This window comes from Halomicrobium sp. HArcht1-1 (assembly GCF_058933285.1).
Map to the genome: position 1 here is coordinate 2,377,899 of NZ_JBZYDL010000001.1, position 18,802 is coordinate 2,396,700.

General features: G+C 67.7%; 18 protein-coding genes. 5 read left to right on the plus strand and 13 right to left on the minus strand.

What is annotated here, in order from left to right; all coding sequences use genetic code 11:
- Position 1 precedes the first annotated feature (1 nt).
- The 8 genes from AC5FRZ_RS12550 to AC5FRZ_RS12585 all read right to left on the minus strand — a co-directional run bounded on the left by AC5FRZ_RS12550 (position 2) and on the right by AC5FRZ_RS12585 (position 9,893).
- Positions 2 to 1,255 (minus strand): Glu/Leu/Phe/Val family dehydrogenase, encoded by a 1,254-nt coding sequence (locus AC5FRZ_RS12550; protein ID WP_493564737.1) that lies wholly within the window; start codon positions 1,253 to 1,255, stop codon positions 2 to 4.
- A gap of 84 nt (positions 1,256 to 1,339) precedes the next feature.
- Entirely contained in the window at positions 1,340 to 2,170 is an 831-nt protein-coding gene (locus AC5FRZ_RS12555; protein WP_493564738.1) for an HpcH/HpaI aldolase/citrate lyase family protein, read from the minus strand.
- Positions 2,171 to 2,277: 107 nt separating this feature from the next.
- On the minus strand, positions 2,278 to 3,447 hold the full coding sequence (locus AC5FRZ_RS12560; protein WP_493564739.1) for a double zinc ribbon and FHA domain-containing protein: 1,170 nt from the start codon (positions 3,445 to 3,447) through the stop codon (positions 2,278 to 2,280).
- A gap of 42 nt (positions 3,448 to 3,489) precedes the next feature.
- Positions 3,490 to 4,641, minus strand: coding sequence for a PP2C family protein-serine/threonine phosphatase (locus AC5FRZ_RS12565; protein ID WP_493564740.1), 1,152 nt, complete (start codon positions 4,639 to 4,641; stop codon positions 3,490 to 3,492).
- Positions 4,638 to 5,858 (minus strand): FHA domain-containing serine/threonine-protein kinase, encoded by a 1,221-nt coding sequence (locus tag AC5FRZ_RS12570; protein ID WP_170095095.1) that lies wholly within the window; start codon positions 5,856 to 5,858, stop codon positions 4,638 to 4,640. Before AC5FRZ_RS12570 ends, AC5FRZ_RS12565 begins: the two co-directional genes overlap by 4 nt.
- Positions 5,859 to 5,883: 25 nt before the next feature.
- Entirely contained in the window at positions 5,884 to 7,065 is a 1,182-nt protein-coding gene (locus AC5FRZ_RS12575; protein ID WP_153554117.1) for a vWA domain-containing protein, read from the minus strand.
- Positions 7,066 to 7,126: 61 nt separating this feature from the next.
- On the minus strand, positions 7,127 to 7,507 hold the full coding sequence (locus AC5FRZ_RS12580) for a hypothetical protein (RefSeq protein ID WP_493564741.1): 381 nt from the start codon (positions 7,505 to 7,507) through the stop codon (positions 7,127 to 7,129).
- A complete protein-coding gene (locus tag AC5FRZ_RS12585; protein WP_493564742.1) occupies positions 7,500 to 9,893 on the minus strand; it encodes a penicillin acylase family protein in 2,394 nt (797 codons plus the stop codon). The genes AC5FRZ_RS12580 and AC5FRZ_RS12585 overlap by 8 nt, the downstream gene beginning before the upstream one ends.
- Before the next feature lie 273 nt (positions 9,894 to 10,166).
- Here AC5FRZ_RS12585 and AC5FRZ_RS12590 point away from each other — a divergent pair, with 273 nt between their 5' ends.
- From AC5FRZ_RS12590 to AC5FRZ_RS12605, 4 genes are all read left to right on the plus strand, one after another.
- Entirely contained in the window at positions 10,167 to 10,328 is a 162-nt protein-coding gene (locus tag AC5FRZ_RS12590; protein ID WP_493564743.1) for a hypothetical protein, read from the plus strand.
- Positions 10,329 to 10,411: 83 nt separating this feature from the next.
- The gene (locus tag AC5FRZ_RS12595; protein WP_170095099.1) at positions 10,412 to 10,606 is read left to right on the plus strand and encodes a hypothetical protein; all 195 of its coding nucleotides are present in this window, start codon (positions 10,412 to 10,414) and stop codon (positions 10,604 to 10,606) included.
- A 1-nt stretch (position 10,607) separates the two neighbouring features.
- Entirely contained in the window at positions 10,608 to 11,054 is a 447-nt protein-coding gene (locus tag AC5FRZ_RS12600) for a hypothetical protein (RefSeq protein WP_372480452.1), read from the plus strand.
- A 58-nt stretch (positions 11,055 to 11,112) separates the two neighbouring features.
- Positions 11,113 to 11,277, plus strand: coding sequence for a hypothetical protein (locus AC5FRZ_RS12605; RefSeq protein WP_493564744.1), 165 nt, complete (start codon positions 11,113 to 11,115; stop codon positions 11,275 to 11,277).
- A gap of 291 nt (positions 11,278 to 11,568) precedes the next feature.
- Here AC5FRZ_RS12605 and AC5FRZ_RS12610 read toward each other — a convergent pair whose 3' ends face one another.
- The 3 genes from AC5FRZ_RS12610 to AC5FRZ_RS12620 all read right to left on the minus strand — a co-directional run bounded on the left by AC5FRZ_RS12610 (position 11,569) and on the right by AC5FRZ_RS12620 (position 13,859).
- Positions 11,569 to 12,537: a phosphoadenosine phosphosulfate reductase family protein gene (locus tag AC5FRZ_RS12610; RefSeq protein WP_153554123.1), complete on the minus strand. Its 969-nt coding sequence runs from the start codon at positions 12,535 to 12,537 to the stop codon at positions 11,569 to 11,571.
- A gap of 178 nt (positions 12,538 to 12,715) precedes the next feature.
- Positions 12,716 to 13,315 (minus strand): DUF7110 family protein, encoded by a 600-nt coding sequence (locus AC5FRZ_RS12615; protein ID WP_208626749.1) that lies wholly within the window; start codon positions 13,313 to 13,315, stop codon positions 12,716 to 12,718.
- A 205-nt stretch (positions 13,316 to 13,520) separates the two neighbouring features.
- The gene (locus AC5FRZ_RS12620; protein ID WP_493564745.1) at positions 13,521 to 13,859 is read right to left on the minus strand and encodes a 2Fe-2S iron-sulfur cluster-binding protein; all 339 of its coding nucleotides are present in this window, start codon (positions 13,857 to 13,859) and stop codon (positions 13,521 to 13,523) included.
- A 231-nt stretch (positions 13,860 to 14,090) separates the two neighbouring features.
- On the opposite strand from AC5FRZ_RS12620, the gene AC5FRZ_RS12625 reads away from it, so the two are divergent.
- The gene (locus tag AC5FRZ_RS12625; protein WP_153554126.1) at positions 14,091 to 15,464 is read left to right on the plus strand and encodes a geranylgeranyl reductase family protein; all 1,374 of its coding nucleotides are present in this window, start codon (positions 14,091 to 14,093) and stop codon (positions 15,462 to 15,464) included.
- A gap of 4 nt (positions 15,465 to 15,468) precedes the next feature.
- On the opposite strand, the gene AC5FRZ_RS12630 is transcribed toward AC5FRZ_RS12625, so the two are convergent.
- Both AC5FRZ_RS12630 and AC5FRZ_RS12635 read right to left on the minus strand, forming a co-directional pair.
- Positions 15,469 to 16,740 carry an amidohydrolase gene (locus AC5FRZ_RS12630; RefSeq protein ID WP_493564746.1) on the minus strand — a complete coding sequence of 424 codons (1,272 nt, stop codon included), beginning with the start codon at positions 16,738 to 16,740 and terminating at the stop codon, positions 15,469 to 15,471.
- A gap of 76 nt (positions 16,741 to 16,816) precedes the next feature.
- Positions 16,817 to 18,721, minus strand: coding sequence for a beta-CASP ribonuclease aCPSF1 (locus AC5FRZ_RS12635; RefSeq protein ID WP_372480450.1), 1,905 nt, complete (start codon positions 18,719 to 18,721; stop codon positions 16,817 to 16,819).
- Positions 18,722 to 18,802: the final 81 nt, after the last annotated feature.

Below are 18,802 nucleotides of genomic sequence, written 5' to 3' on the forward strand. Positions count from 1 at the left end.
CTCAGGGCCAGGTCCCGGCTTCCGTGGCCGCGCGGTGGACCCGCTCGATGGCGACGGCGTACATCGCGGTCCGCAGCGTCGGCGCGTCGGTCGCCTCGTACCGCTCGATCAGGGCGTCGAACGCCGACGTGATCACGGTCTCTAGCTCGTCGTTGACCCGCTCCAGCGACCACGAGAAGCGCTGTCGGTTCTGGACCCACTCGAAGTACGACACCGTGACGCCGCCAGCGTTGGCGAGGATGTCGGGGAAGACGGCGACCTCGCGGTCTGCCAGTACGTCGTCGGCGTCGGGAGTCAGCGGACCGTTCGCGGCCTCGACGATCACGTCTGCGCGTACGTCACGCGCGATGGCGGCGTCGATGGCGTTTTCCAGGGCCGCCGGCACGAGCAGATCCACGTCCAGCGTGAGCAACTCGCGGTTGCTCAGTTCCTCGCTAGCTCCCTCGAAGCCCGTCACCGAGCCGGTTTCGCGCTTGAACGACTTGGCCGCGCTGGTGTCGATCCCCGACGAGTCGTACACCGCCCCCGAGGAGTCAGAGACCGCGACGACGGTCCCGCCCTGCTGGGCGATCAGTTCGGCCGCGACAGAGCCCGCGTTGCCGTAGCCCTGGACCGCGACGGTTGCGTCGGCGATGTCCCCGCCGAGGTAGTCGAAGGCCTCGCGAGCGACGATCGCGACCGACCGGCCCGTCGCCTCGACGCGGCCCTCGCTGCCGCCGGATTCGATCGCCTTGCCGGTGACGACGCCGGGCGCAGTCGTGTTCTCCAGGGTCTCGTAGGTGTCTTTGAGCCAGTTCATCTCGCGCTGGCCCGTGTTCACGTCGGGCGCTGGCACGTCCCGATCCTCGCCGATCAGCGGCCGCAGTTCCGTCGCGAACGCGCGGGTGATGCGCTCGACCTCGCTCTCGGAGTAGTCGCTGGGGTCGAAGGCGATCCCGCCCTTGCCGCCGCCGTAGGGGATGTCGACGGCGGCACACTTGTACACCATCCACCCCGAGAGGGCCGTGACCTCCTCGCGAGAGACCTGCGGGTGATAGCGGATTCCGCCCTTGTACGGGCCGCGGTCGCCGTTGAACTGCGACCGGAAGGCGCGAAACGTCTCGATCGAGCCGTCGTCCAGCTCGACCGACAGCGTCGTTTCGAGGACCCGTTCCGGCCGCTTGAGGCGTTCGAGCGCGTCGTCGGGGACCGCGACGAACGCTGCGGCGTCGTCGATCTGCTCCTGGAGGCTCTCGAAGGGATTGACCTCGGACATGCCGAGAGTGACGGCCAGTAGGCGCAAAAGTGTGACGGCAGTTGACGCGCCACACACCTCACCTGGCGGTGCCCGCCGACGGGATCACTCCGCTGCCCGCGCCAGGATGCGCTCGGCCTGGCGAACCTGTGGCGCGTCGATCATCTCCCCGTCGACGACGAACACGCCACGCCCCCGCTCGTCGGCCGCCTCGCTGGCCTCGATGATCCGGCGCGCCCAGGCGATGGCCTCGTCGTCCGGCGTGAACGCCGCGTTGACGACCGGGACCTGCGCCGGGTGGATCACCATCTTGCCGTCGTAGCCCAGCCGCCGGGCCTCCGTGGCCGCCTCGCGCAGTCCCGCCTCGTCCTCGTACGCCGGATAGTGGGTGTCGATCGCGTCGACGCCCGCCGCACGTGCCGCCAGTAGTGCGTGCTGGCGCGCGTGGGCGACCTCGCGACCGCTCTCGGTCCGGGTCGCCCCGAGATCGCCCGCCAGATCCTCGGCACCGAACAGGAGCGCGTCGGTCGCGTCGGCGGCGGCGATCGCCTCGGCGTGGAGGACGCCAGCGGCCGACTCGACGAGCGCCAGGACCGGGACGCTCGCGTCGCGTTCGGCGAGCATCCCGGCCAGCGTCTCGACGGCGTCCGCGTCCGGTACCTTCGGAGCCATCACGCTGTCGGGCTCGCCACCCGACAGGACGACCGAGAGGTCTCTGGCCGCGCCGTCGTCGACCGGGTTGACCCGCACGCACAGTTCACACGTCGACTCGACCGTCGCCAGCACGTCGCGGACCGCCTCCCGTGCGGCCTGCTTCCGGTCGGGAACGACGGCGTCTTCGAGGTCGAAGACGACGACATCGGCCCCGCTGTCGGCCGCCTTCCGCAGTTTCTCGGGCTGGTCACCGGGGGCAAAGAGGACGCTCCGTCGAGCCATATCGACGCTTCGACGGCCAGCCACGTAACTGTCTGGCACGCTGTCAGAGCGCCACCGAACGCAGTCGCTTCTCGTAGATCACCAGAAAGAGACCGCCTGGTCCGCCGTCAGGGCGTCTCGACGTCGAGCGAGACCACGTCCGACAGGCGGAGTTCGTCGCCGGGGCCGATCGGCTCTCGATCGCCCTTCGACAGCCGAGTGCCGTTGAGTTCGGTGGGATTGTCGCCGAGATCGACCACGTAGAACTGGTCGTCTTCGCGCACGAAGCGGACGTGTTCGCGGTGGATCAGCACGGACGTGTCGTCGTCCTCCCCGGCGTCGGCGAGCAGCGACCGGATCTCTCGACCGACGGTCTCGTCGTCGCCGACGACGACGGACTGCCCGTACGCAGAGAGCGCGAGTCGAGACGGGGCGACGGTCCCGCTCGCGTCGCTCCCGCGGTGGGCGTCCAGATCCTCGCCACACGACGCACAGAAGGCGTCGTCGGGCTCGACGTCGCTCCCACAGCCGGGACAGGCGTCGAGGGTCGTCTCGTCCGTGCCGCGGTGGGCGTCCAGATCCTCGCCACACGACGCACAGAAGGCGTCGTCGGGATCCACGTCGCTGCCACACTCCGGACAGGCGTCGAGGGTCGTCTCGTCCTCGTCTTCGTCGGCGGTGCGGTGGGCGTCCAGATCCCCACCACAGCCCGGACAGAAGGCGTCGGACGGATCGACGGCGGTGTCACACTCGGGGCAGCTTCCCAGCGCCACCGCCTCGTCGGGCTCGCTCGTCTCTACGCTCCCCTCGTCGACGGTGTCGGCGGGCTCGCTCGTCTCGTCGACCGCTTCGTCGACGGCGTCGCCCGGTTCCGGCGCGTCGTCGGTGTCCTCGGTGCTCTGGCGCTCTGGTTCGTCTGTCGCCGTGTCGGTCGCCTCGTCCGCGGTGTCTGCGGGCTCGCTAGCCGTGTCGGTCGCCCCGTCCGCGGTATCCGCGGGCTCGCTCGCTGCGTCGTCGCCCAGCGGCGAGTCGTCCGGCTCGGCGTCTGGCTGCGAGTCTGTCGGATCTTCGAGGTCCAGCTCGTCGTCGCCGAACAGTGGGTTGTCGCTGACGGCGTCGCCCTCCGGGTCGTCCTCCCCCGTCTCGGCCTCGGGCTCGTCGTCCGTGGCCGCCTCGATCTCCCCGTCGTACTGCCACTCGCCACACTCCGAGTTGGTACACCACCCCCCTGCAGCGGTCGGATCGAACGTTTCGCCACACAGCGGACATTCGACCGACCTACTGGTACTTTCTGACATACGTGTTCGATCAGTCTACCTACGCATAAAAAATAGTTTTCCTCAGGGCGTTTCCCCTTCCTCCGGGAGCAGGACCGTCTCACGGTCCTCGACGGGTTCCGTCGCCAGCGCGCGGGTCAGCGGTCGATTCTCCGGTGTCGTCGGAAGCGCCGGGTCCTGCAAGAACAGCGTCGAGAGGTTGTCCTTCCCGCCCCGGTCGTTGGCCATCTCGACGAGCGCCTCGCTGGCCGCGGCCAGCGACTCCGCCGTCAGGACGCACTCTCTGATCTCCTCGTCCGTGACGACGGCGTCGAGGACGCGCTGGGCCGCCGCCTCCGAGCAGTCCGACTCGACGTACTCGTCGTACAGTTCCGGGGCGTCGGTCTGGGCGTCGATGAGCCCGTCGCTGGTGACCAGCAACACGTCCTCGGCGTACAGCGGGACGACGTTGCTGTCGACCGCGACCGTCGCAGCGTCCGGGTCCTGGTCGGCCCCGCCGCCCAGTGCGCGAGTGATCTCGTTGCCGCGAGGGTGGACGTGGGCAGCCACGTCGTCGATCTCGCCGCGATCGCGGAGTTCGGCGACGACACCGTGGTCCCTGGTCAGCAGTTCGATCGTCTCGCGCGCCTCGTTGAGCAGGTACGCGCGGCTGTCGCCGACCCACGCGTAGTAACACCGACCGCCGAAACAGAGGCCGGCGACGACGGTCGTGTACGCTCGGTTGCCGGTCTCGTTCGTGTAGCGGACGATCTCGCGGTGGGCGGTCGTGATGGCCGCCTCCAGCGCGCTCTGGATCTCGGCCGGCGTCGGCGGGTCGGTCGCGACCGCATCGGGCAGGGTCACGTCGAACGCCGCCGGGTTGCTCCGGAGGGCACGACTCGCAACGGCCTGCAGTTCGGTCGTGATCGTCGTCGTGGCGATGTAAGAGGCCACGTCGCCGGCCTCGTACCCGCCCGCACCGTCAGCGAGGACGAAGGTAGCGACGCTGCGGTTCCGTGGCTCCGATCGCTCCTCGGACGCCGCTCCCGTCTCGTCGCTTGCCGCCTCGGCGTCGGTGCCGTCGTGGGCATCGTCCGGCTGGCCGTCGACCTCCTCCGAGCGGTCGACGAGGCCGTCGCGGTGGCCCTGTTCGATCACGTCGACCGCGAGACTGTCCTCGTTGATCCCGCTGGACCGCTTGCGTTCGCCGATGTCGTAGTTCGTCGCGTAGATCATGTCTGAGAGACGTTGAACTCGAATGTCGTCCCGTAGCTCGGGTGGACGAGCGCGATGAGGTCCCCGTCGCCGAGCGCGTGCTCGCTGGGCGGGTCCTCGCCGTTTCGGTCGGTCGGATCGCCGCCACGCGCTTCCAGTAGCTCTTTGCCGCCGGGCTGGAGGAGTCGCTGCCAGCCGGTCTGAGTGTTGACGTAGGTCCCGTTGAGGCTGTGGTCCTCCAGTCGCCAGATCGCCTCGTCGTTGCTCGTATCGAAGCGAACGTGGATCGGCGAGACGTGCTCGTCGGCGTCTTCGAGCGTGATCGACGGCGTCGTCGCACCGCCGTCCCGGCCGATCGTGTCGCCGGGGTGGATGGTGAACGACCGGTCTTCGCCCAGCGCCTCCAGGCTCGCCTGTGGCGGCGGACTGGGGTCTTTGGCCTCTAGCACGTACTTCATCGAGGTCGCGTTGGGGTAGCGATCCCGGTAGTCGGTCTGTGTCGCGCGAGCGATGATCTCCGCGAGGTACGTCGGGCAGTCGACGCCGAAGTCCCGGGGGTCGACGCCGTCTTTCTTCGGGACGGTTCCCTTCAGCAAGAACAGGAGGATCTTCCCGATCGAGTACACGTCAGACCACGGGCCCTGCCCGTCCTCGGCGTCGCTGGCTTCGGCGATCTCTCGGGGTTTGTACGGTCCGAGAATCGTCGTTCCGGCGTCGTCGGCGTCGGTTCCGTCGAACCCCGTCGCCGTGTTGAAGTCGATCAAGATCGGGTGGTCCTGTCCGGCGAGCATGATGTTGTCGGGCTTGAGGTCCCGGTAGACGATGTCGTTCTCGTGGAGGAAGCTCATCGCGTCACAGAGCCCGATCCCGACCCGCCGGACCTCCGCGGGATCGAGCGGCCCGACGCGGTCGATGGCGTCGTCCAGCTCGTAGCCGTCGACGAACTGGACGACCAGCACCGGGGTGTCGCCCTCGTCGGTGCGCTCGATCAGGTCCATCACGTTGTCGTTGCCTCCCGCCGCCCGGACGGTTTCGAGCGCGTCGGCCTCTTTCAGGAAGTACTGCTCGATCACGTCACGGTCGTTGCTGGAGCCGGCGTAGTTTGGGACCTTCACCGCGACCGTGTCGCCGCTGTCCTCGTCGATCGCCTCGTAGGCGACCGCGAAGCCGCCGCTGCCGGCCTCGCCCTGAACGCGATACTGGCCGGCGACGAGGTCGCCCGCCTCGAACGTCGTCATCGAGTCTCACCGCCGACGCGGGCCATCACTGGATGCCGTCGTCGCTGTCGACGATCTGGGTCGCCTGGCTCTGTTCGGCACGACCGCCCTCTTTGACGATCTCGGTCTGGCGTTCGGCCTCTTCGACGGCGTCGGCGTCCTCGCCGTGGATCACCGTCATCTGCTCGACTTTCGTCTCGGCGGCCTCGACGTTGCCCTTGCCAAGCTCCGTCCGGATGACGGTCTGTTTGTGGTCGATGTCGACGGACTCGTTGTGCTCGGCCAATTTCTCCTGTTCGTCCGTGTACTCGACGGCGATCTGGTCGCTCGCAGTGTCGCCGCGGGCCGAGAGCTGTACGTCTGCGAGCACCTCCTCGCTGCCGGGCTCGCGGGGCGGCGCGTGGATCTTGAGGACGACCCGCTGGCTCTCCCGTTCGATCAGGTCGGGGAGCTTGATGCGGGTGGCGTTTGCCTCCCACTCGGGCGAGACTTCCTGGGCCTGCGGGAGCGCGCGATACACCTCGCTGACCTCGACGCCGGGAGCAACGTCGAGATCGAGGTGGGCGTCCGGCGCGACGACCGAGCCGGCCTGCTCGACGGCCTCGCCGAAGAAGTCCTCGATGTCGCCGGGCGCTTCGAGGTGAGTCCACGTCCCGCGCCCGACCGTCCCGAGCGTCCGGATCGTGTCCTCGTTGTAGTCGGTCCCGATCCCGGCCGACTGGATCCGGATCCCGGCGTCGTCGATGGCTTCGGCCAGTCCCTCGAACTCGTCGGGCGTGCGTTCGTTGTCCTTGCCGTCCGAGAGCAAGAGGAGTCGCTTGACCGTGTCGGGGCCGGTCGCGGAGGACGACAGCGTCTCCTTGGCGGCCTTGAGCCCGTTGTACATGTCGGTGCCGCCGCCGGCAGTCAGCTCCTCGACGTGGTCCATCGCGGTCTGGCGGTCGAGATCCGACCACCGTGTCGCGGGCAGGATCACCGTCGCCTCGGTGTCGAACGCGACGATACTCACGTAGTCCTCGTCGGCCAACAGCCCGAAGACCCACGCAGCGCCGTCGCGAGCGCGTTTGATGTTGTCTCCCTCCATCGACCCGCTCGTGTCGATACAGAGAGCGATGTGGCGTCGCACGTCGGTCTCCTGTTCCCCCGGCTCGACGTCGATTTCGGCGGTCACGGTCGTGCCGTCGGCCGGCACGTTCGGCCGATTGACGCTCGTATCGATAGATGCCATGGGTGACAGTAGCTCGCGACTCGTATGTATAAATTGTGCCTGTCGGCCGACAAAACAATAGCTAATCGCCGGCCGTCGCGTCGGGAACCAGTCCGCGGACGGTCGCGCCGAGGGGCGCGGCGACGACCGGCACGACCACCGGCACGAGGCCGAAAACACCCATTCGGAGCGTGGCCACGAGCGAGCCGCCGAGCGCGAGTTCGAACGCGAAGAGGGCGACGACCGCGATCCCGAAGCCGAGTCCGGCGAGGACGGCACGCCGGAGCGTCGGCCACGCCAGACCCACGAGAGCCCCGCCCGCGAGGAGACCACTCCAGTGGACCGTCGCGAGCAACGCCCCCACCGTCCCCGCGAGCACCGTCGCACGCCAGCGGTCCGTCGGGTCCGTCTGGAGCCGCCAGAGCAGATCCGGGAGCCCGGGGACACCGCCGTCGTCACGCACTGTCGCCACCTCCCGGCCGGAAGCGAATCGAGGGCGAGCCCGTCAGACTGGGAGTCAGCGGCGAGTACTCGCCGTCGGCCCACGCACGGAGCTGGTCGGCGTAGTGATCCGAGAAGTAGTCGCCGTCGTTGCCCCCCGGCAGCACCGACAGCGAGCGCTCGCCGTCGAACCGCGCGAGCAGTCGGTAGCTGCTGCCGATGCCCGACTCGACGCGGACGTTCCGCAGCGTCGCGGGCGATCCGTCGGTGGGGTACTCGGGGTAGTTCAGGAAGCCCAGATCGAAGGGGTGGTCGATCGCCGTTCGGTTGTAGTCGCCGTATCGTTCGTACCCTTCGGCGTCGATCTCGGCGGCGGTGTCGGCCACGGCAGCGGCGAGGAGCGACTCGCGTTCGCGGGGCTCGCCGATCGGCGGGTCACGGAACCACGGATCGTCGGCGTCGAGGTGCAACAGGATCCAGTCGTTCGGAACGAGTTCTCGGTCGAGCCCAGCAGCGTCGAAGAGCGGCCCGAACACCCGCTGGCGGTAGTGATCGAGAAAGAGCGCGAAGACCAGCGCCGCCCGCGAGTCCCGGACCATGCGGAAGTCCCAGTCGACGAGTTCGTCGGCCAGCGAGCGGGCACGGTCGTTCATAGCCGGCCGTGCGGCCAGGATCTCTGGGACGAAGAGCGCCGCCCGGCGGTCGTAGCTGTCGAGCTGGAGCGCCCGGCTGTCGGCCGAGGTCAGGGGTGTGTCGGCCGCCACGAGTTCGTCGAGCCGATCGTAGAGCCGCTGGCCGCGCCAGGGTGCGGAATACCCATCCGAGAGGTAGTACTCGCTGGCGGCGTCGGCGACGACGCGCTGGTTCGCCGTCGCCAGCAGTGCGGGGTCGTCGGCGTGGGGTTTGTCTTCGAAGGGGATCCAGCCGTCGCTCTCGAAGTCGGGCTGACCGTAGGGTTCGTAGCCCGCCCACTCGCCCTCCTGTGCGGACCCGTCGAAGATCCTGTCTCCGGCGACCGCTTCGCCGTCGGTCCGCCTGATCGGCACCAGGCCGGTGACGTGGTAGTGAGTGTTCCCGTCCCGGTCGGCGTAGACGGCGTTCTGGGTGGGCTGGTCGAACATCGAGAGGGCCGCGACGGCCTCGTCCCGGCCGTCGCTCCGGTTGAGGCCGCGGACGGCCCTCGCGGTTCGGCCGGCCGTGAGTCCGGTCCAGGCGACGCCGACGCGCTGGCCCCGCCGTTCGAGGAGCGGCCCGTGGACCGTCTTCCTGACGGTCACCTCGCGGTCCCTGCCGCCACTGACCGCGACGGTCTCGGTGCGGGTGTCGAACGACCGCCACTCGTCGCCGTAGCGGTACTGTTCGCCGTCGATCTCGTAGTCGTACACGTCAAGCACGTCCAGACCGGCGTTGGTGAACCCCCACGCGCCCGCGTCGTTCTCGCCGATGACGACGAACGGCTGACCGGGGAACGTGACGCCGCTGACGGAGTGGTCCGGCAGTTCGTGGTGCATCTCGTACCACACGGGCGGCGCGAGCAGCGTCAGGTGCGGGTCGTTGGCCAGCAGGGGCAGCCCGCTCTCGGTGTGTTCGCCGCCGACGACCCAACTGTTCGAGCCGACGCCGTCGGGCCACTCGAACCCCGCGAGCCAGCCGGCGAGATCGCCCGCACCGCTCCCTCCGGCGGACCCGGCTGTCCCGTCGGCGAAGGACACGTCGGGCCGGCGCGAGCGGAGGATCGCGGCGTCGTGATCGTACCGACGCGGGGCGATACGGTCGGCCGTCTCGGCCCCGAACGCGTCGGCGATCGTCGCCCGCCGGAGCGACGTGAAGTCGCCAGTCAGCCCCCACGAGATCTGTTTCTGAATCAGCATGCTGTCGACGGGCGTCCAGGGTTCGGGCTCGTAGCCCAGCAGCCGGAATTCGAGCGGGTCGGATCGACGACGCCGGAACGCGTTCACGCCCGCCGCGTGGGCCGCTACGGCCTCGCCTGCCGGCGTTCCCGACAGCAACTCCCAGTTGGCCTCGGCCGCGGCGGCGAAGTCCATCTGTCGATGGAACAGGTCGCTCTCGACGGTCTGTTCGCCGACGGCGGCCGACAGTTCGCCCCGCATCCGACGGCGGATCAGATCCATCTGGAAGAGTCGATCCGCCGCGTGGACGTAGCCCACCGCGAAGTAGAGGCTGTCCTCGTCGTCGGCCGCGATCGTCGGGACGCCCTGGTCGTCGTACCGTACCGTCGCTTCCCCGTACGGTGTCGCGACGGTCTCCGGAACCGAGTCGGTCGCCGCGTCCCAGACATCGCCGCTCAGCGGTGCGAACCGGTCGAGGCCGCTCCGGAGCGGCTCGACGACCGACGCACCGACGCCACCGGCGAGCAGGGCCGCGACGAGTGTGCGTCTCGTTGGCACGGCCGTACAACGTGAGCGACTGGTAAGAACTTTGCCGCGAGGCCGGACGGCAGCCGCCGCGGCGCTCGGTAGTGTTCCCGCTCGACACGCGCAGCTAGCGGCAAATTTTATGGGAAAGTGGCGAGAGGTTCTAGACAGAGGGCGGTATGTATGCACACACCACAGCCGAACGGCGAGGGTGGACCAGAGGCCCGAGAGACTACCGCGTCGGGAGCGTCTAGCCCCGGAGAGCACGCCGCCTGTGGGCTGGTAGCGCTCCTCGTCGTAGGGGTTGTGACACTCTATCTGTACCCCGCACTGGTGGTCGCCACGCGACCCCTGCTGTTGCTGTCCTCGACGGTGATCGTCGTCGCGCTCCTCTGGGTGTGGCTCTCCGTCTGGCTGAGTATCGAGATCGTCCTGGAGTGGCAGACGACACGGGTTCGTACGCAGTGAGAGACTGCGCTGGCCGTCACCACGAGGCCGAGAACGGCCGACAGGGCCGAAACCTCCAAATCCTCGGGTCGCCCAACACGACCGTGGCAGACATCACGACCCGTGTCGTCGAGACCGTCGCCGAAGCGGCCGACAGCGACGGCTGGTGTTCGCACGACCAGATCGTGGCGCTGATGACACAACGAGGTGTCGACCGAATGGAGATTCGACGGGCGCTCCAGCGCGGCGTCGACGAGTCGCGACTCGAACGAGACGGCGACCGGTACCGGCGACGCTAAGATGCCTGCGCCAGACGAAGACGGCCGAGAGCGACCCGGTGGCCGTCGACCCAGCGACCTGTCTCTGCGGTCGGGCGAGCCACGCATCGGCGGGCGACTGGTCGCCGCACTCGCGGAGGGGCTGGGGTTGACCCTCGTGGCCAACGGCTTCTACCTCCCGCTGTCGGGTCCCGACAGCACGTGGGGCCACCTCGCACTGGCCGCCTTCGGCGGCGTCGTCGTCCTCGCTGGCGTGATCGCCCACCGCGGCGACACCCCGTGGCTCGCGGCACCGTTTCCGCTGGTCGGGCTCGGGCTCCTCGCGACGACGCCGGGGTTCGGCGTCGGATCGCTGTCGGTGACGGCGTGGGCGAACCTCGCCGCGCTCGCGACCATCGGCGCGCTCCCGCTCGTGTGGTACCTCCGGCAGCGAGCCACGGCGCGCCACCGGGCCAGAAAGCGCGTGTAATCGCCCTGCCCAGCCGACAGTCAGCAGACTTTTCTCCCGTCTCGGTACAACCGAGCACATGACCGACACGGTCCTCCGACAACGACTGGACGCCGCCCTCGTCCTCCTGGCTGCGAACTTCCTCCTCCTGCTGGTGGTCGCGTTCGAGGTCCACCCACCGGGCGCAGTCGGCGCGCTCGTCCTGACGCTGCTGGTCGCCTACGCTCACTTCCGCAGGTCGTAGCGCGTCCGCGATTCGAGCCACGGGTACGACGATCCGCTCATACGGATTATTGTAGCCGTTTGCCCGGTCGACCGCACACTGTCGTGCGGTTGATCCGGGAAAGATCTACACTAATCCGTATCACACCGCGAGAGAAGGCAGAGCGTCTGGCCGACTACGACGGCCACACGAGTAACCCAGAAGCGCACGATTTGCCGCGAGCGCTCCCTCTGGGGGCGCTCGCGGTTTTTCACCCACGTTTTTGTGCGAGCGGTTCGCACGAAGCGCGAACCCGAAGCGGAAAAAGGTGGTTTACATGTAGCCGAGGTCGCGCAGGCGCTCCATCAGGTCCTCTTTGTCCTGGGCGCGGCCCGCGCGCTCGGTCGTCGAGTCGAGGTCCTGCTGCCAGGCGGGTTCCTCGGCTGCCTTGTCGGTCGAGACTTCGGAGCCGAGCGAACGGAACCCGGCGAAGTACTTCGGCGAGACGGGGATGTCGTCCTGCTCGATGCCGTCGGGCAGGTCGTCGTCGGTCTCGGGGACGTAGCCCTCCTCGGGGAATCCTTCGACGGTGTCCGGGACGACGAAGTTCCAGAAGGCGTCCCAGACGGCGGCCTCGTCGAACTGGAGGATCGTCTGGATGCGGTCGTGGGGCGGGTAGATGTCCGGGTCGTGGCGCGGCGAGAAGAACGTCTCGTCGGCGCGGGACTCCTGCTCGTCCCAGCGGATGCCCGAGATGATGCCGTCGACGTCGTGGGCCTCGATGGCGTCGTTGAGCGCGACCGTCTTCAGCAGGTGGTTGCCGACGTAGGTATCCAGCAGGAAGGGGAAGCTGTCTTCCTCGTATTCGAGGATCTCGCGGACGTGGTGCTGGTTGTGCTCCGAGAGGGCGTCGATCGGGATGTCGTCGCCCGGATCGAGTCCGTTCTCCTCGACGTAGTCGCCGACATCGGTGTTGCGCGCCCAGATGACTTCGAGGTCCCACTCGTCGGCCCAGTGCTCGACGAACTCGATGAGCTCGTCGAAGTGCTGGTAGTGGTCGATGAAGACGACCGGCGGGACTTCGAGGTCGAAGCGGTCGGCGACCTCCTTGACGAAGTACAGCGTCAGCGTCGAGTCCTTGCCGCCGGTCCACATGACGACCGGATTCTCGTACGCTTCGAGGCCTTCCTTGGTGACCTCGATGGCCTTCTCGATCTTGTGGTTGATCGACGGGTAGTCCTCCGGCGTCTCGCCCTCGCCGTCGGTGTAGTCGACGTCGAGGTAGTCGGGGAAGTCTGCCATTGGTAATGAGATATAATTAGATGGGCTGTAAGTACTTTTTGGAGTTCGAGCGGGCGCGTGACTCGGGCACACACGGCACGTGTCGAACTCCCCGGTTCGGACGCCGACAGCGAACACCGACCGCTGGCCGGGACGGGAGGACCTGAGAGACGGATTCTGCTGGCAGGGAAACGGAGCGTTAGCTGATGAACTCGTTGTTTCGCCAGTCGACGCTCTCGTTGTCGGCGTCGTCGCGTGGCTCTTCGACGACGTTGATCGTCGCGGGGAGTTCCTCGCCGTCGACGATTCGAACCGCTTCGAGTTCCTCGTCGACGCAGACGATCGCCGTAAGCGTCCCCTTCTCGGCGTTTTTCGCGACCTCACAGAGGACCTGGAACATCGGATACTGCAGGGCCGTGTTCTGGAGCACCGTTTCGAGATCGCCCTTGAAACAGGCGTACTCGACGAGTTCGGAGGGGATCTCTTCTTCCTCCTCCTCGAAGGACCCCCACTGTGGACTGCCACCACCGCTGTTGGGACCGGGGCCGGGTCCGTCCATCTCTTCGGGATCTTCCTCGTAGACCCGATTCTCCGTGACGCTGGCCTTCAGCTGGGCCGTCGGCGTGTACTTGCTGATCGTGTCGTCGGCCGAGACGGCGCTGATGATCAGCGTGTTGTTCCGCCGCGTGATCTCCACGTCTTCGATCTCCGGGGGAAGGTCGGGTTCCTCGAAGAGGTCGTACGTGTCTTCGAGTGGCAGTTCGAGTGTCGAATGAAGTCTGTATACACGGCTGGTCATGATTGTGCAGGTGTGGCAGTCTCCGACGGCTGACCCCTGGCGCGGGTCTGCAACGACTCGATTCAATGTAGGAGCCACTCGCTTATATGATCTGTCCTTCTCGAAAGTCCGTGGTAACGTCTCTGAGACCGACAGAACGTGGACGAGGTGGGTTCGAAATTTAGTTCCGCGATTCTTTCTACCTTGGACTGGAGAATTAATACGCTCAGTCGTCGGCGGCCGCCTGCTCGTCGCCGGCCGCGTCGGCCGAGACCTCCGACTCGATGCTGGGCGGGTACTTCCCGCGGTCGAGTTTGAGGTCCGAAGCCGGCCGCGCCATGCAGGTCAGCGCGTAGCGTTCCCGCTCTGCTTCGGTGAGTCCTCGTGCGGCGGGCTGGACGACATCGCCGTCGACGATCTCGGCCGAACAGGCCAGACACATCCCCACGCGACAGGAGTACTCCTGTGCGATCCCCTCTTCGAGACACCGGCTCAGGATCGTCTCCTTCTCCGAGACCGTGATCTCTTCGCCGGTCCCCACGAACTCCACGGTGTACTCGGTCATGTCCCGGCGTTCGGAACCGCTCGGCAAAACTCTTGTTATCGGACGAGTCGGCGCTGTCGGGCAGTTGGCGTCCGGGCGACGCTGTCGTGCCCCAGGTGGTATCGACCACGAGCGGGCGTAACGAGACCGTACACGTTGCTGCGCTGGATCCTCGCCGAGACCATGGCGAACCGACAGATACCGGCATCGTCGGGATAAAGAGTTTTCTCCCTCGGGAGATAGGTCCCGTCCATGACCACCCACGAGTACGACGTGGCCGTCGTCGGTGCGGGCACGTCGGGCTGTTACGCCGCGGCGACGCTCGCCCACGAGGGCTACGACGTCGTCATCGCCGAGCGCAAGGACGCCCAGGAGGCGGGCCACATCGCCTGTGGCGACGCGCTGAAGGGGGCCTCGAACTTCCCGACGGCGATCCCGAAGTCCCAGATCGAGGGCGCGTTCACGAACACCGGCGTCGACCACGGCCGGTTCGAGATCCCCGAAGAGAACACGGTCCTGGAGATCCCGGTCCCCGGCGAACTGGCCGTCATCGATCGCTGGGAGTACGGCCGACTGCTCATCGAGGGTGCCGAGCAGGCCGGCGTCGAATTCCACTACGACACCGTCGTCCAGGACGTACGGCAGGACGACGACGGCCGCGTGACCGGGCTGGAGGCGAACCGGAAGGGCGACCACGCGAGCTACGAGGCCGAACTGGTCATCGACGCCGCGGGCGCGCTGTCGATCATCCAGGAGAAGGCGACGCTCGATTCGGCGACCTTCGACACGAACGTGACGTACTCACAGTTCTGTTCGGCCTACCGTGAGATCGTCGAGACCGAAGAGCCGGTCCCGTGGGACGACGCCCTCGTCTTCAAGCCGGCAAAGCGCGCGGCGGGGTACGTCTGGTACTTCCCGCGAACAGACACCGAGATCAACGTCGGGCTGGGGTTCCAGATGACCGAGGAACCGATGGAGCTCGTCGACGACCTCAAGCAGGACCTCCAGGGCCGTTCGGAGTTCGAGAACGCCGAGGTCCAGGACAAGCTCGGGGCCGCGTTGCCGACCCGCCGACCGTACGACTCGGCGGTCGCGCCGGGCTTTATGGCCGTCGGAGACGCCGCTGGCCACGTCAATCCGACGACCGGCGGCGGCATCGCCGGTGCGGCCTACGCCGGCCAGTACGCCGGTGAGCAGGCCATCGAGGCCATCGAGGACGGTCGGGTCGACGAGGAGGCGGCGCTGTGGGAGTACAACGAGCGCGTGATGGACCACTTCGGGGCCCGCTACGCCGCGCTGGACGTGTACAACATCTTCACGACAGCCTACGACGTGGACGATCTGATGGGGCTGCTCGCCGCGATGCCGGCCAACAAGATCGCCGACGCGCTGTACTCGGGCTCGGCCGACATGGGACTGGGACTGAAGCTCAAGACCGCGATCAAGAGCTTCGGCCACTGGGGGACGATCTACGACCTCTACAAGACCAAGCAGCTGGCCGACCGGCTCCTCGAACACTACGAGTCGTACCCGTCGAGCCCCGCCGGGTTCGACCGCTGGCAGTCCGAGCGCGACGACCTGATGGACGAGATCTACGCCGTCACCGGTGCGGATCCGAAGTACTGACCGGTCAGTGGCTTCTGTCTGCGATCTCGCGTACCGTCTCCGAGAGCCAGTCGACGCCGATCGCCAGCGACGGCTCGTCCACGTCGAACGTCGCGGTGTGGTGGCCGCCGGGGTGGTCGGTGCCGACACCGACGTAGGCGGCAGTGCCGCCCGTCTCCTGGACGCGTCGCATGAGCACCGTCGCGTCCTCGCTGCCGCCCAGCGACGCGGTGCGGAGCCGCGAGTCGACGCCGGGGATCCCTTCGGCGACCTCGTAGCCCAGTGAGACGAGTTCCTCGTCGTTGGTCGCGCTGGGCGCTTCGCCGGTGCGCTCGACCGTGTACTCACAGCCGTGCATGCCCGCGGCGTGTTCGAGCACGTCGTTCGCGCGCTCGCGCATGTACGTCATCAATTCCGTCGTCTCTCCTCTGACCTCGCCCTCGATGCTCGCGTGTTCGGGGATGATGTTCGAGGCCGTCCCGCCCTCGACGACGCCCGCGTTGATCCGCGTTGGGCCGTCTTCGTTGCGCGGGATGGCGTAGAGGTTCTGGACGGCCGCCGCCATCGCCTGCACGGCGTTTTCCCCCTGTGCGGGGTGGCCACCCGCGTGGGCCGGCTCGCCCGTGAACTCGGCGTGGAACTGGCTGACCGCCAGGAAGTCCGTCACGCCAGCGACGATCTCGCCGGTCGGGTGGTCGAGCCCGATGTGTACCGCCAGCAGCGCGTCGATGTCGTCGAGGTGCCGGTGGCTGACGGCTTTGGCCCCGCCGATGATCTCCTCTGCGGGCTGGAAGAGCACCTTCAGCGTCCCGGTGAAGTCGCTGTCGGCGATCGCTTCGAAGACGCCGACGCCGATGGCAGCGTGGGCGTCGTGGCCGCAGGCGTGCATCGCACCGGTCTCCGAGCGGAACCCCTCGGCGACGGGTTCGTGGTCGGGATCGTCCGACTCCTCGCGGGGGAGGCCGTCGATGTCGACCCGCAGCCCGACCGTCGGCCCCTCGCCACGCTCCAGGACGACCATGAGCCCGGTCTGTCCGTCTTCGAGGTGTTCGACCGTCTCGGGGTCTGCGCCGGCATCGAGGGCGCGTTCGCGCCACTCGGCCAGCGTCGTCTCCTCGGGAACGCTCAGACGGTCGTCGGCGTCGAGAAAGTCGGGGCCGACGACCAGTTCGTCCGCGGTGGGTTCCAGTTCCTCGACGAGGCGGGCCGTCGTGTAGAACTCCCGCCAGGCGGGCTCTGGGTGTCGGTGGAGGTCGCGTCGCAACGTCCTGAGTCGCTCGTACTGCGAGTCGTCCATACTGACCGGGAGCGGCCCCAACGTCTTACTGGTGTCGGAGCCCGCCAGAGCTGCCGGCGCTCACCGCGGCGACGCCCTACACGAACCGGAAGGTCTCCAGGTTCTTCGGGGCGAACGTCCGGAGATTGTGGTCGTGGTACAGCGCAGACGAGAGGTCCTGTGTCGCGGACTCGTCGCCGTGGACACAGAGGACCTTCTCGGGACTGGGGTTCATCGTCCGGACGAAGTTCTCCAGTCCCTGTCGATCGGCGTGGCCCGAGAAGCCCTCGACGGTCTCGACGCGCATGTCGAGGGACACGGTCTCGCCGCCGTCGCCGATCGGGAGGTCGTTCCAGCCGTTCCGGATGCGACGGCCGAGCGTGCCACTGGCCTGGTAGCCGAGCATCGCCAGCGTCGAGTCGGCGTCGCCAGCGAGGTGTTCGAGCCAGGAGTGGACCGGTCCGCCGGTGACCATCCCGTCGGGTGCGAGGACGATCCCAGGCTCGTCGTCGGCCAGCGCGGCCCGATCGGCGTCGCCGTCGACGGGCTCGAAGGCGTCCGCGAGGAAGGGGTTGTCCGCCTCGTCGAAGATGCGGTCGCGCAGGTCCTCGCGCAGGAACTCGGGGTAGGTGGTGTGGACTGCCGTCGCCTCCCAGATCATCCCGTCGAGGTAGATCGGCATCTCGGGGATGTCGCCGGCCCGCATCGCGGCTTCGAGGACGAGCATGAGCTCCTGGGAGCGGCCGACTGCTGGTGAGGGAACGACGACCGTCCCGTCGCGGTCGTGGGTCTCCCGGACGAGGTCGAGGAGCTTGCGCTCGGCGTCCTCTCGGTCGGTCTGGTAGTCGTTGCGACCGCCGTAGGTCGACTCCAGGACGAGCGTCTCCACGCGGGGGAACTCGTTGGTCGCGCCCTCGAACAGGCGCGTGTCGTCGTAGTGGATGTCCCCCGAAAAGGCGACGTTGTAGAGCCCGTCGCCGATGTGGAAGTGCGTGACGGCCGACCCGAGCACGTGGCCGGCGTCGTGCAGCGTCAGCTTGATGTCGGGTGCGATGTCGGTCACGTCGCCGTACTCGAGCGTAATGGTGTGCTTGATGGCGTCTCGAACGCGCTCGGAGTCGTAGGGCGGCGCGTGGCCCTCCCCCGTCGTCGTGTCGAGCGCGTCGAGGGTCAACAGGCCGAGCAGATCACGGGTGGGCTCGGTACAGTAGATCGGGCCGTCGTAGCCGTACTCGAACAGCAGCGGGACGAGCCCGGAGTGATCGAGGTGCGCGTGGGTCAGCACGACCGCGTCGATGCCGTTCGCGCCGGCACCGAACGCTTCCGGAATCTCCAGATACGGCTGTTCGTCGGAACCGGGCACGTCGCCACAGTCGACCAGGACGCGCGACTCGGGCGTCGAGAGGATGAAGGCGTTGCGGCCGACCTCTCGACAGCCTCCGAGCATCGTGATCCGGACGTACTCGTCGTCGGACATCGGCTCGCGGTGGATCTGTCGACCAACGCGTTCGAGCACGTCTCGGCGCTCGTCACGTTCCTGCTGGAGGAGGTTCCGGACGTTCTGGACCGTCGCCGACTCGATCGGCGGGGTCCGGACGACCTCGGGGGTCCAGCCGACCCGCTGGGTGATCTTCCGGAGGGTCTCGCCGCTCTGGCCGATGACGACGCCCGGCTTCGTCGCCTTGATCAGGACCTCGCCGGTGTCGGCGTGGAAGTCCAGCTCCGAGATCTCGGCTTCGTCGGGCACGGCCTTCCTGATCGCCTCTTCGGCGCGGGACGGCGGCGTCAACACGTCCGGGTCCGGCCGGACGGAGATTCGCTTTCGAAGCTCGCTGGCCAGTCGGCGCACCAGATCACCGTTGCGCGCGAACTGCTTTGGATCGCGGGTGTAGATGACCAGTTCGGGCCCCTCGTAGGTCACGTCGGAGATCGTGATCTCGCGAGGCACGACTTCGTCGATCGTTTCACGCACCGTTTCGAGTTGCTTGTCTACCGTACTCATAGCTCAGAGAGTGCCCCCGGCGTCGTGGGCGGTCGGCGTACGCCGGGACGGACGCTGTGTAGTAACATAGTTCACGTAATC

Bases quoted from the DNA above. Each gene is read 5' to 3' on its own strand.
- AC5FRZ_RS12620 (WP_493564745.1), bottom strand. From the start codon at position 13,859: ATGACCGAGTACACCGTGGAGTTCGTGGGGACCGGCGAAGAGATCACG.
- AC5FRZ_RS12605 (WP_493564744.1), top strand. From the start codon at position 11,113: ATGACCGACACGGTCCTCCGACAACGACTGGACGCCGCCCTCGTCCTC.
- AC5FRZ_RS12615 (WP_208626749.1), bottom strand. From the start codon at position 13,315: ATGACCAGCCGTGTATACAGACTTCATTCGACACTCGAACTGCCACTC.
- AC5FRZ_RS12610 (WP_153554123.1), bottom strand. From the start codon at position 12,537: ATGGCAGACTTCCCCGACTACCTCGACGTCGACTACACCGACGGCGAG.
- AC5FRZ_RS12600 (WP_372480452.1), top strand. From the start codon at position 10,608: ATGCCTGCGCCAGACGAAGACGGCCGAGAGCGACCCGGTGGCCGTCGA.
- AC5FRZ_RS12635 (WP_372480450.1), bottom strand. From the start codon at position 18,721: ATGAGTACGGTAGACAAGCAACTCGAAACGGTGCGTGAAACGATCGAC.
- AC5FRZ_RS12630 (WP_493564746.1), bottom strand. From the start codon at position 16,740: ATGGACGACTCGCAGTACGAGCGACTCAGGACGTTGCGACGCGACCTC.
- AC5FRZ_RS12550 (WP_493564737.1), bottom strand. From the start codon at position 1,255: ATGTCCGAGGTCAATCCCTTCGAGAGCCTCCAGGAGCAGATCGACGAC.
- AC5FRZ_RS12570 (WP_170095095.1), bottom strand. From the start codon at position 5,858: ATGACGACGTTCGAGGCGGGCGACCTCGTCGCCGGCCAGTATCGCGTT.
- AC5FRZ_RS12555 (WP_493564738.1), bottom strand. From the start codon at position 2,170: ATGGCTCGACGGAGCGTCCTCTTTGCCCCCGGTGACCAGCCCGAGAAA.
- AC5FRZ_RS12575 (WP_153554117.1), bottom strand. From the start codon at position 7,065: ATGGCATCTATCGATACGAGCGTCAATCGGCCGAACGTGCCGGCCGAC.
- AC5FRZ_RS12560 (WP_493564739.1), bottom strand. From the start codon at position 3,447: ATGTCAGAAAGTACCAGTAGGTCGGTCGAATGTCCGCTGTGTGGCGAA.
- AC5FRZ_RS12565 (WP_493564740.1), bottom strand. From the start codon at position 4,641: ATGATCTACGCGACGAACTACGACATCGGCGAACGCAAGCGGTCCAGC.
- AC5FRZ_RS12625 (WP_153554126.1), top strand. From the start codon at position 14,091: ATGACCACCCACGAGTACGACGTGGCCGTCGTCGGTGCGGGCACGTCG.